The organism is Nocardioides marinquilinus (assembly GCF_039543705.1).
Lineage (GTDB): Bacteria > Actinomycetota > Actinomycetes > Propionibacteriales > Nocardioidaceae > Nocardioides > Nocardioides marinquilinus.
This window is the reverse complement of the sequence record NZ_BAABKG010000001.1, coordinates 464287-475381: the sequence shown is the minus strand read 5'-3', so window position 1 is coordinate 475381 and position 11095 is coordinate 464287. Positions and strand designations below refer to the sequence as shown.

The window sequence follows — 11095 nt, the reverse complement described above, 5'->3', positions numbered from 1 at the left end:
CTCCTCGCACCTCGACCATCGTCGGCGGCGGCCCCTCACGGTGGTCGAGGTGCGAGGCCGGCCACGGCCGAGCCTCGAGACCTTGGAAGGTCGACGCCGACCCGGCCCCACGGACCCTGAGCCTGTCGAAGGGACGCCGTTCGCGGAGGTTCGCGTGAAGGGCCGGCGGTCTCGAGGCTCGTCGCCAGGGCTCCTCGCACCTCGACCATCGTCGGCGGCGGCCCCTCACGGTGGTCGAGGTGCGAGGCCGGCCACGGCCGAGCCTCGAGACCCCGGAAGGTCGACGCCGACCCGGCCCCACGGACCCTGAGCCTGTCGAAGGGCAACCCCACGCGAACGTTCGCGTGAAGGGCCGCTGGTTTCGACGACGCTCGTTCCTCGCTGCTCAACCACCGGCGGCGAGGCGGTGGAGCCACTGGTGGAGGAGGGCGAGCTCGGGGTCGGTGAGGCCGGGGTCGTCGGAGGCGTCGAGGCGGGCGCGGAGGGTGCGGGCGGCCGCGGCCAGCCCCGGCTCGTCGACGGCGGCGTGCGTCGTGGTGACCGTCGTCAGCGCGGCGTCGCGCAGGGCGCCGAGCACGGCGGGGTCGCGCGCGTCGTCGGGCAGCGCCAGCCAGGTGCGCACCGCGGCGTCGCCGGTGGCACGCAGCACGGCCACCGCGACCTGCTCGGGGACGGCGAGCCGGCCGGCCGCCGCGACGCGCGCCACCTTGCCGCGCAGCACCGCCAGCCCCTCCTGCAGCGCCGGCGAGCCGGCCCCGCGCTCGTGCGTCATCGCGTGCAGCGCGGGGTGCTGCAGCCCGAACTGGACGGCGAGGTCCCACCCGGCGCCGAGGTCGGCGACCGGGTCGGTGTCGACGTCGCCCGCCTGCTTCGAGGCGACGAAGTCGGCGTAGAGGTGCTCGACGACGGCGTCGACCAGGCCGTCCTTGTCGCCGAAGATCCGGTAGATCGTCGGGGCCTGGACGCCGGCCGCGCCGGCCACCGCACGGGTCGTGAGGGCCTCGCTGCCGCCCTGGCCGGCGAGCCCCGCGGCGGCCTCGACGATGCGCTGCCGCACGTCGTCCCTGGCCACGGCACGACCCTAGCCAGCGGCGACCAGCAGGTCGCGCACCGACGTCGGCGGCCGGCCGAGCAGCCGCTCGAGGGTCGGGTCGGTGGCCGCGAGGTCGCCGGCGCGGGCGGCCTGGTGGATGGCCACGACCATGGCGGCCGCGCCCGGCGGCAGCCCCCGCGAGGTCAGCCGGGCGAGCGCCTCGTCGTCGTCCTCGACCTCGTGCCGCACCTCGCGGCCGAGCACCTGCGAGGCGAGCCGCGCCAGGTCGGTGGGGCTGAGCGCCTCGGCGGCGGTGAGCGGGGCGGTGGGGCCGTCCCAGCCCGGCTCGTCGTCGCGCAGGCGCAGCAGCACCTCGGCGTCGCCGACGGCGAGGTCGTCGGTCGTCGTCCACGCCACCGGACCACTGGCGGGGGTGGTGACCACCTCGGGCACCGGGTCGCCCAGCACGCCGAGAGCGGTGCTCGCGTAGAAGCCGTGCCGCAGCGCCGTCCAGGCCAGGCCCGACTCGGCCAGCATCGTCTCGGTGGCGGCGTGGTCGCGGCACGGCGGGAACGCCGACTCCGCGCCGGCACCCTGGTGGCTGGTGTAGACGACCCGCTCGACGCCGGCGTCGACGGCGGCGCCGATCACGGCGCGGTGCTGCGCGAGCGGGTCGCCGCCGTAGGCCGCGGCGTTCGACGAGACCACGAGCAGCAGCCGGGCCCCCTCGATCGCGTGGGGCAGCGAGCCCGGTTCGCCGAAGTCGCCCCGCCGCACCCGCACCCCCCGCTCGGCGAGGTCGGCGGCCCGGTCGGGGTCGCGCACGCTGACGCCGACCTCGTCGGGGCCGACGCGGGTCAGCAGGTGGTCGACGATGCCGCGGCCGAGGTGGCCGGTGGCTCCGGTGACGATGATCATGGCAGGCGTCCTAACGTCGATAACGCAATGGTGTTATCGACGTTAACACGCGGAGGCTAGCGCCGCACCTGCACCACCGTGCGGTCGCTCGAGCCGGCCCAGGCGCCGGCGGCGCGGTAGCTCGCGCTCACCGTGTGGCGACCGACCCGCGTGAGCCGCGGCAGCCGCCAGGTCGCGGTGCCCCGGCGCAGCGCGACGCGTCGGGTCGTCGTCGCGCCGCCGCCGGGGCGCTGCAGCACCACCGTGACCGTGCCGGCCGGCACCCCCGAGCCGGAGCCGACCCGCACGGTCACGGTGGGCCGCCCGCCGACCAGCGCGCGGGCCGGGGCGGTCACCCGCGTGGTGGTCGCCCGCACCGCGGACGGCGGCACGAGCGCCGTCGTCCGGGTGCGGTGGACGCCGCCGTCGTCGGTGCCGGCGTAGACCCACCGGCGGTCGGGGCTGACGTCGAGCGCGCGCACCGACATCGCGGTCAGACCGTCGCTGGCCGGCGTCCACGAGCGGCCGCCGTCGAGCGAGACGAACGCGCCGCCGCCGTTGATGGTGAGGCCGCGGTTGCGCCACTGCTCGGCGCCGGCGACCAGCAGCTCGGTGCCGCGGAAGCGCCCCTCGGGCACCACGACCCGCGCGATCGCGCCGATCGCGGCCGAGCCGTCGGGCAGCCGGGCCGCCCGGAAGGTGCGGCCGGCGTCGGCGCTGACCCGCACCGCCCCGCGCTCGCCCACCACGACCCGGTCGGGCCGGGCGGCGTCGACGTGCACGGTGAGCGCGGGCGCCGAGGTGAGGCGGGTGGTGGTCGCGCCCAGGTCGTCGCTGCGCAGCAGCCCCGACTCGGTGGCCAGCCACAGCCGGCGGGGCCGGGTCGGGTCGAAGAGCGCCTCGTGGACGTACTGGCCGGTGTCGTACGACGTCCAGGTGTCGAAGCCGTTGCGCGAGACCATCCAGCCGGTGCCGACGAGCGAGCTGTAGCCGACGACCACGGTGCGCTCGGCGTGCGGCGAGACCCCGAGCGCGGTGGCGCCGAACGAGCCGCGCGGCCCGACGCGCTGCTGGGTGCCGCCGACCGGCCCGACCATGATCTTCGCGGCGCCGGTGCCGGTGGCGCCGATGGCCCACAGGTCCTTCGCGCCCAGCGGCGACTGCACGGCGTCGCTCAGCCCGACCCCGATGTAGCCCTCGTTGCCGGTCGAGCCCCAGTCCTGCCGCTGCGGGTCGAGCGCGCCGAGGCTGCGCTCGTGCAGGCCCTCCTGGTCGGTGACCCGCAGCACCGGGCGGCCGTTCGGGCCGGTGCCGACGTCGACCGAGGAGACGGTGGTGGCGCTGAGGCCTACCTTGGTCCACCCGTCGCCGTCGGTCTCGTAGACGCCGGCGTTCTCCATCGACAGCAGCGCCGAGTCGGGTCCGGCGCCGGGCCAGCGGTCGACGTCGGTGACCAGCGGGCCGTAGGTCGGGAAGTCGTGCTCGACCAGCGTGTCGCCGTGGTCGTCGCTGGTGGTGTAGCTCGACAGCCCCGACAGGAACAGGGTGCCGTCGACCAGCTGGACGTCGGTCACGTAGCTCTGGCCGCTCGACCCGATCGGCGTCCAGGTGCGGCCGCCGTCGGTGGAGCGCGTCATCGACTCGTCGGAGAGGACCGCGATCGCGGCGTCGTCGTCGGCGGCCAGGCCGTAGACGAGCGAGCCGTCGGGCTCGAGCACCCGCTCGAGGTCGCCCGTGCCGCCCGCGAGCGCGTCGGCCAGCCGCCACACCGAGAACGTGTCGTGCACGAGCAGGTCGTCGCCGCTGACGGCGGCGTCGACGATCGAGCCCTCCCACGGGTGCTCGACGGTGCGCCAGGTGCGGCCGCCGTCGTCGCTGAGCTCGAGGCCGTCGCTCACCACGGCGACCAGGTGGGCGCCGTCGGCGAGCAGGGCGTGGATGCCGACGTCGCGCATCGGCAGCACGGTCCAGGTGCGGCCGGCGTCGGCGGTGTGCAGCACCCGGCCGGCGTAGCTGGCGTCGAGGACGGCGTTGCCGGAGCGGCCGTTCAGGCCGAGGTAGAACGCTCCCGGACGACGCGGGTCGGCCACCGGGGTGGCCTGGCCGGCGGCGACGGGCAGGCTGCCGACGCGCCGCCAGGTGCGGCCGCGGTCGGTGGTGACGAGCGGGTAGGCGCTGTCGGTGCTGACCCCCATCGCGGTGCCGCTCGCGCCGGGCGAGACGGCGAGCCAGGCGGCCTCGCCGGTGAGCCCGACCTGCTGCCAGGCGCCGGGCTGCCTCGCCCCCACCGAGCGGATCGTCGAGGTTCCCGTGATGGTGCGGCCGGCCACGCGGGCCCGGGCCACGAGGGTGTAGGTGCCGGTCTCGGCGAGGCGCACCCGGCCGCGGTACCAGCCGGCGTCCACGGCGTCCTCGGCGAGCCCGACGGTCTGGCGGCGTCCGGACGGCGCGGTGGCGGTGACCGTCACCGCGGACTCCGGCAGCAGCGCCGAGCCGCTGTGCACGAAGACCTGCGAGCTGCCGACGGCCGGGTCGGGCGTGGCCTGCACGGCGAGCGGCCGCACGTAGGCGGCGTAGGGCACGCGCACCCGGGTGCCGTCGGAGGCGCGGCCGACGACGACGCCGGAGGTCTCGCCGTCCGTGGTGCCGAGGCGGGGGACGACGCGCAGCGACACCGCGGCCTGGCCGCCGGCGGGCACGGTGACCCGCTTCGTGCTCAGCGTGGCGGTGCCGGTGCTCGCGGCCGAGGGCCGCGCGGTGAGGTCGACGGTGACGGCGCGGGCGCCGTCGTTGCTCAGCACGACCTGCTCGGCGCGGGCGCCGGAGCCGCCCATGTCGGCCAGGCCGAACGAGACGGCGTCGGGCGAGGCGGTGAGGTGCTGGCCGATGGCGGCCGCGACGTCGAGGGTGCCGGCGCCCTGGCCGGACGGCGACGCACCGCGGTCGCTCGAGGCCAGCGGCCGGGCGCTGCCGATCAGCAGCGCCCGCAGCCGGGACGCCGGGACGCCGGGCCGCGCCTGGGCGAGCAGCGCCGCGGCGCCCGCCACGTGCGGGGCGGCCATCGAGGTGCCCGACATGCGGTAGCGGTCGCCCTCGACGCCGAACGAGGACGGCAGGGTCGACATGATCTCGAAGCCGGGCGCGACGATCTCGGGCTTGAGGGTCATCGCGTCGCTGGGCCCGCGCGAGCTGAAGTCGGCGAGGCGGTCGGTCGCGTCGACCGAGCCGACGGTGGCGCGCGCCGTCCCGGCGAGCACCTGGTCGCGGAAGGTCTGGTACTGCGCCGAGGTGGTCGACATCATCACCAGGCGCTCGCGCCGCAGGTCGAACCCGCCCTCGTCGAGCACGCCGACCTCGGCCGGGGTGGCGGCGCCGGGGACGCCGTCCGGGAGGGACTCCTCGGCGCGGAAGGGGCCGTCCTCGACCGGGTCGGTGGGCGAGGGCGAGTAGAGCAGCATGCCGACGGCGCCGTGCTGCTCGGCCAGCTCGGCCTGCAGCACGTGACCGCCCTGCACCTCGCCGAGGCTGCCGACGACGTAGCTCTGGACGACGACGATCTTGCCGCGCACGTCGCCGGCGTCCTCGTAGGCCTGCTCGAAGCCGTCGCCGACCTCGACGAGGCCGGCGGTGAGCCCGGCGGCGGGCGGGTTGGCCGAGATCGGGAAGCGGGTGACGGTGAGGTCGCGCGTGCCGGCCGGGGTCGTCAGCGACATCGTCGGCAGGTCGACGCCGACCACGCCGGCGCCGACGGCGAGCACGCCGGGGGCGGCGGCGGGGGCGCCGATGGTCTGGTCGAAGGGGCCGGCGTTGCCGGCGGCGGCCACCACCACGACGCCGCGGCGCACCGCGGCCGTGGCGGCGCGGCTGAGCGGGTCGGTGCCGTCGCCGACGGTGCCGAGGCTGAGATTGACGACGTCGGCGGGGTGCGCGCCGAGCGGGTCGACGGCGGCCTCGAAGCCGAGCAGCACGTCGGTCATGTCGCCGTCGCCGGCCTCGCCGAGCACCTTCCAGGCGGTGAGGTCGACCTCGGGCGCCATGCCCTGCACGTTGCGGGTGCCCGCGCCGCCGACGATGCCGGCGACGTGCGTGCCGTGACCGTTGTCGTCCATCGGGTCGGCGTCGTCGTTGACGAAGTCGTAGCCGCCGACGACGCGGAAGCCCTCGCCCAGGCCGCCGCCGAGGTCGGGCAGGTCGTAGTCGACGCCGGTGTCGACCACCGCGACGGTCACGCCCTCACCGCGCACCTTCGCGCCGCCCGGGGCGGTGCGGCCCCACACGCGCGGGGCGCCGGTGGCGGTGACGCTCTCGGCGTCGAGCGCGGTGGCCCGGGTGCTCTCGGTGACGCGGACGACGCCGGGCGTGCGGCGCAGCGCGTCGAGGTCGCTGCGGTCGACGGTGGCCACGACCGCGTTGAGGACGCCGGTGACGGCGTCGGCGTCCCGCACCTCGACGCCGGCGCGGCGGGCCCGGTCGAGCACGGTGGCCTGGCCGCGCTCGACCCGCGCCTGCGCCGCGCCGTAGGCCTGGCGGAACGCCGCGGGGACGCCGTCCCGCTGCGCCCTGGCGACGCGCGCGGGGCCGACCAGCGCCGTCGCGGTCGGGCCCTCCACCTCGACGACGACGCGCACCGGGTCGCCGGCGGGAGCGGCGGCCGACCAGGACGCGCCGGCCGGCGACCAGAAGGCGTCGGCCGGTGCGGCGTGGGCGGGGACGGTGGCCAGCGCCGTCGTCGCCGCCAGCAGCACCGCTGCCGCTCGGGTGACGGGACGGCGCGGGAGCAGGGTGGACATCGAGGAGCCTTTCCAGACCGGTGGTGCCGAGACGGTGCCTGAGACGGCGCCGGTCACACCCTGAGCGCCGCCCCCGCCCCGCACAACCGCCTCGGTGGCCAGGTCGGGCCACTGGCCGGAAGTGGCCGCGCGGGGAAACCCGCGCGTCACGCAGCGGCGTCCGGCGCCGCGTCCACCGACCGCCGAAGCGGCCTCCGGTGGTCGAGCAGCGAGCCCTCGGCGAGCGTCGTCGAGACCCCCCGGACCGCTCACGGACCCTGCGCTCCTCGAGGGCTGCACCCCGACGTTGGTCGAGGTGCGAGGAGCCCTGGCGACGAGCCACGAGACCTCCGGCCGTGCACGCGAACGTACGCGCGACCCAGCGGGGTCTCGAGGCTCGGCCGTGGCCGGCCTCGCACCTCGACCATCGTGGGGGGTGGCCTCCGGTGGTCGAGCAGCGAGCCCTCGGCGAGCGTCGTCGAGACCCTCGGTCTCTCACGCCCACGTTCCCGCGGGGTGCCCTTCGACAAGCTCAGGGTCCGTGCGGCCGGGTTCGCATCGACGTCCCGGGCTGGCCTCCGGTGGTCGAGCGTCGTCGAGACCCCCCGGCTAGATCCAGCCGCGACGCACGGCCTGGGCGCCGGCCTGGAAGCGGTTGGCGGCGCCGAGGCGGTCGAGGAGGTCGGCGGTGCGGCGGCGCAGGGTGCGCGGCGACATCCCGAGCTCGCGGGCGATGACGTCGTCCTTGGCGCCGACGTCGAGCATGGCCAGCAGCGCGAGGTCGTCGGCACCGGGTCCGCCGGCCCGGGGCGCGGCGGCGAGGTCGTCGACCGCCGGCACCTCGACCGAGCGCTCCCAGGTGCTCTCGAACAGCTCGACGAGCAGGTCGACCAGCGGGGGCGCCTCGGTCACCAGCGCCACCGGACGGTCGAGGTCGAGCGAGGTGGCCACGATGGCCTTGCGGCGGTCGGCGATGGCCAGCTTCGTGGGCAGGGACGGCGCGATGCGCGCCCGCTCGCCCACGCTGACCGCGTGCCGCAGCTCGCCCCACGCACCGGGCCGCTCGAGACCCTCGGCCGCGTAGACCACGCGCCAGTCGACGCCGCGCGCCAGCACCAGCGGCTCGACCGGGTTCTCCTCGGCCAGCACGTACGGCGGGCGGTCGAAGGTGAGGAACTCCGAGGCTACCTCGTGCTCCAGGCGCACGTACCACATGCCGATCAGGCTCGGCTCGTCGACGACGCGCACCTCGGGGTCGGCGCCCGACTCGGCCGCCAGCCGCTCGAAGAGCAGTGCGAGGGCGGGGATGTCGGCGCGCACCCGGTCGAGCCGGTCGGCGGTGCGCTCGGTGAGCGCCCGCAGCGCGACCCGCGGGTCGACGGCGCTGTAGTGGTCGCGGCCCGAGACCCGGTTGATCAGCCCGGCCTCGCGCAACCGCTCGAGCTCGGGCTGCGCCTCGTCGGCGGCCACCGGCAGGGCGGTGGCCACGGCGTCCGGGGTGACCGTGCCCTCGGCGAGCACGAGCCGGTAGATCGCCTCGGCCCGCTCGTCGAGACCCACCACGTCGAACGCACCCGATCCGTCCACGCCGCGAGCCTAGGCAGACGGCGCCGCCCGACCGCACGGACGGCGTCCGCACCCGCGCCCGACGTGCGGCCGGGCCCGACCCAGCCCCGCCCAGCGGTGACCTGGTGACCGTTCCACCGCCCGAATCGGTAACCCACCCACCGCCGCCCCGACCCGACCCCGACCAGCGGTGACCTAGTCACCGTTCCACCGCCCGAACCGGTAACCCACCCACCGCCACCCCGACCCGAGCACACCCGGGCTCGGGCGCGAGCCCTGTTGCCCGATCGAGTGCAGGCGTAGCCTCAAGTCGCCGCGACGCGCGGCCGATGCACCCAGCATCACCGCCTACCCAGCGGTCCACCCCCCACCACCCACCCGCGCACCCCCACCCGCGGCTCCCCCCACTCCCCCCACTCCCCCCACTCCCCCCACTCCCCCCACGGAGGCATCGCGTCATGCCTGCTCTGCGTCCTCAGCGACCCCTGAACACCGACCCGCAGCTGCCCCGGCTCCCCCGCCGGGCCCGCCGCATCCGCCGCACCGTCGCCCTCACCGTCGCCGCCACCGCGTTCGCGACGCTGGTCGGCACCGCGTCGGCCACCCCCACCGCCGGCGCGGTCACGCCGTCCGCAACCGTGGACGCCGTGTCCGCCTCGCTCACCCCGGCCTCGGCCGTCGGCGACGTGCCCGCCCAGCGGGCCCGCCGCAAGGTGCAGGGCCGCAACGCGGCGATGCCGCTGCCCGGCCCGGACAAGCGCCGCACCGGTGGCGGCTCGGGCGACGTCGGCTTCAGCCCCGGCTTCTCGATCATCTACCAGCCCACCGACGAGCTGCGGAGCGACCTGCGGGCGATGTACCGCCTCGGCGCCCGCCGCCTGCGCCTCGACCTCAGCTGGGCCATCACCGAGCCCTCGCGGGGCACCTACGACTGGTACAAGACCGACCGCGTCATCAACGAGGCCCGCCGCGCCGGCCTGCGGGTGCTGGCGATCATCGGCTACGAGCCCGACTGGGCCACCGGCAGCCCCAACGTCGACGCCGCGGCGTGGTCCAGCTGGGTCGACGCCGCCACCCGCCGCTACGCCGACACCGTCTCCGCCTGGGAGATCTGGAACGAGCCGAACCTGTCGCGGTTCTGGCGCGGCGGACCCAACCCCGAGGCCTACGCCAAGGTCGTGGCCACGGCCGCGCCCGTCATCCGCAGCAACGACCCGCGCGCCAAGATCGTCACCGGTGCGCTCGCCCCGGCCACCGACACCGGCACCGAGCTCTCGCCCGAGACGTTCCTGCGCCGCTTCTACGCCGCCATCCCCGACCACGACGTCTTCGACGCGATCTCGGTGCACCCCTACTCCTACCCGGCGATGCCCGACGGTGCCGAGGCCTGGAACACCTTCTTCCGGATCCCGCAGATCCGCGACGTGGCGGTGCGCGCCGGCCACGACGACGTGAAGGTGTGGCTCACCGAGTACGGCGCCCCGACCGGTCTGTCCGACCGCTCGGTCGCCCCCGAGGTGCAGGCGCAGATGCTGGTGCGGGCCATCAAGGCCGCGCGGCAGATGGAGGGGGTCGGCCCGATCTTCCTCTACTCCTACCGCGACGTGGACGACGCGCTGAACGACCCCGAGTCGAACTTCGGCATCGTGCAGCACGACGGCACCGCCAAGTCGAGCTACCGGATGCTGCGCCGGATGCTCAACCGCTGATCGAACCGCCGAGCACCCGCTCGACGGCCGACCGGACGCCGTCGCGGAAGCGCTGCTCGCCGAACCCCTCGGCGTGGCGGCGCACCGCGGCGGCGTCGTAGCGCGTGTCGTCGAAGTCGCCCAGCGCGGCGGCCAGCGCCTCGGCGAGGCCGCCGCCGTCGTCCCCGCTCTCGACCAGCGTGCCGCTGACGCCCTCGACCACCGAGTCGAGCGCGCCGCCGGCGGCCTGCGCCACGACGGGCGTGCCGCACGCCATGGCCTCGACCGGCACGATGCCGAAGTCCTCGACGCCGGGGAAGACGAGCGCGCGGGCGCGCCGCATCAGGTCGATCATGGTGGCGTCGTCGACCCGGCCGACGAGCTCGGTGCCGGGTCCCGCCTCGGCGCGGCAGGCGGCCATGGCCCGGCCGTCGCCCGCCACCACCAGCCGGACGCCGGCCAGCCGGGCCGCGCGCACCGCCGCCTCGGGCCGCTTGTAGGGCACCAGCCGGCCGGCCATGAGGAAGAAGTCCTCGCGGGACGTCGCGGGGTCGGTGGTGAACAGGTCGGTGCGCACCGGGGGGTGCAGCACCTCGGCGTCGCGGTGCCACCAGCGCCGGATGCGGTCGGCGACGGTGGAGGAGTTGGCGAGCAGCAGCTCGGGGCGCTGGGCGGCGCGGCGGTCGGCCCGCCGCTGGGTGGCGGCGAAGGCCCGCAGCCCGGTCTCGCCGACGCGGCCGCCGACCTCGCCGGCCAGCATGGCGGGGTCCCATATCCAGCGGGCCGGCGAGTGCACGTAGCCCACCATCGGCACGCCGTCCGGGGGCCGCACCCGCAGCGCGAACGCGTGGTGCGAGGCGACGACGGCGTCGGGCCGGCCGAGGTCGGCGTGCCGCATCGCCAAAGGCAGCAGCGGCAGCAGGTGCGCGTAGCGGCCGCCGCCGCGGTAGAGCCGCTGCAGCGGGCCGGTACTGACCTCGACGCCCTCGAGGCCGGCCGGGCGGGCGGCGGGGTCGGCGATCGGCACGACCACGCGCGAGCCGGGCAGGGCGGCGACGACCTGCTCGACGACGCGCTCGGAGCCCGCGACCTCGGTCAGGCGCTCGTGGACGACGGTGACCCGGGGAGTGCTCACCGGCCGC

Annotated in this window: 6 protein-coding genes; 1 reads left to right on the top strand and 5 read right to left on the bottom strand. The window is 76.6% G+C overall.

Features of this window, described 5'->3' with window-relative positions:
• Window positions 1–385: 385 nt before the first annotated feature.
• The 4 genes from ABEA04_RS02265 to ABEA04_RS02250 all read right to left on the bottom strand — a co-directional run bounded on the left by ABEA04_RS02265 (window position 386) and on the right by ABEA04_RS02250 (window position 8286).
• Window positions 386–1072, bottom strand: a complete 687-nt coding sequence (locus tag ABEA04_RS02265) for a TetR/AcrR family transcriptional regulator (RefSeq protein WP_345454107.1) — start codon at window positions 1070–1072, stop codon at window positions 386–388.
• A gap of 9 nt (window positions 1073–1081) precedes the next feature.
• Window positions 1082–1951, bottom strand: coding sequence for an SDR family oxidoreductase (locus ABEA04_RS02260; protein ID WP_345454106.1), 870 nt, complete (start codon window positions 1949–1951; stop codon window positions 1082–1084).
• A 56-nt stretch (window positions 1952–2007) separates the two neighbouring features.
• Window positions 2008–6720 carry a S8 family serine peptidase gene (locus ABEA04_RS02255; RefSeq protein WP_345454104.1) on the bottom strand — a complete coding sequence of 1571 codons (4713 nt, stop codon included), beginning with the start codon at window positions 6718–6720 and terminating at the stop codon, window positions 2008–2010.
• Between the two features lie 588 nt (window positions 6721–7308).
• Window positions 7309–8286 (bottom strand): hypothetical protein, encoded by a 978-nt coding sequence (locus tag ABEA04_RS02250; RefSeq protein WP_345454102.1) that lies wholly within the window; start codon window positions 8284–8286, stop codon window positions 7309–7311.
• Window positions 8287–8723: 437 nt separating this feature from the next.
• Here ABEA04_RS02250 and ABEA04_RS02245 point away from each other — a divergent pair, with 437 nt between their 5' ends.
• Window positions 8724–9974 (top strand): cellulase family glycosylhydrolase, encoded by a 1251-nt coding sequence (locus ABEA04_RS02245; RefSeq protein ID WP_345454100.1) that lies wholly within the window; start codon window positions 8724–8726, stop codon window positions 9972–9974.
• Here the strand turns inward: ABEA04_RS02245 and ABEA04_RS02240 are convergent.
• Window positions 9964–11088 (bottom strand): glycosyltransferase, encoded by a 1125-nt coding sequence (locus ABEA04_RS02240; protein ID WP_345454098.1) that lies wholly within the window; start codon window positions 11086–11088, stop codon window positions 9964–9966. The two genes, ABEA04_RS02245 and ABEA04_RS02240, sit on opposite strands and share 11 nt — an antisense overlap.
• Between the last annotated feature and the right edge of the window lie 7 nt (window positions 11089–11095).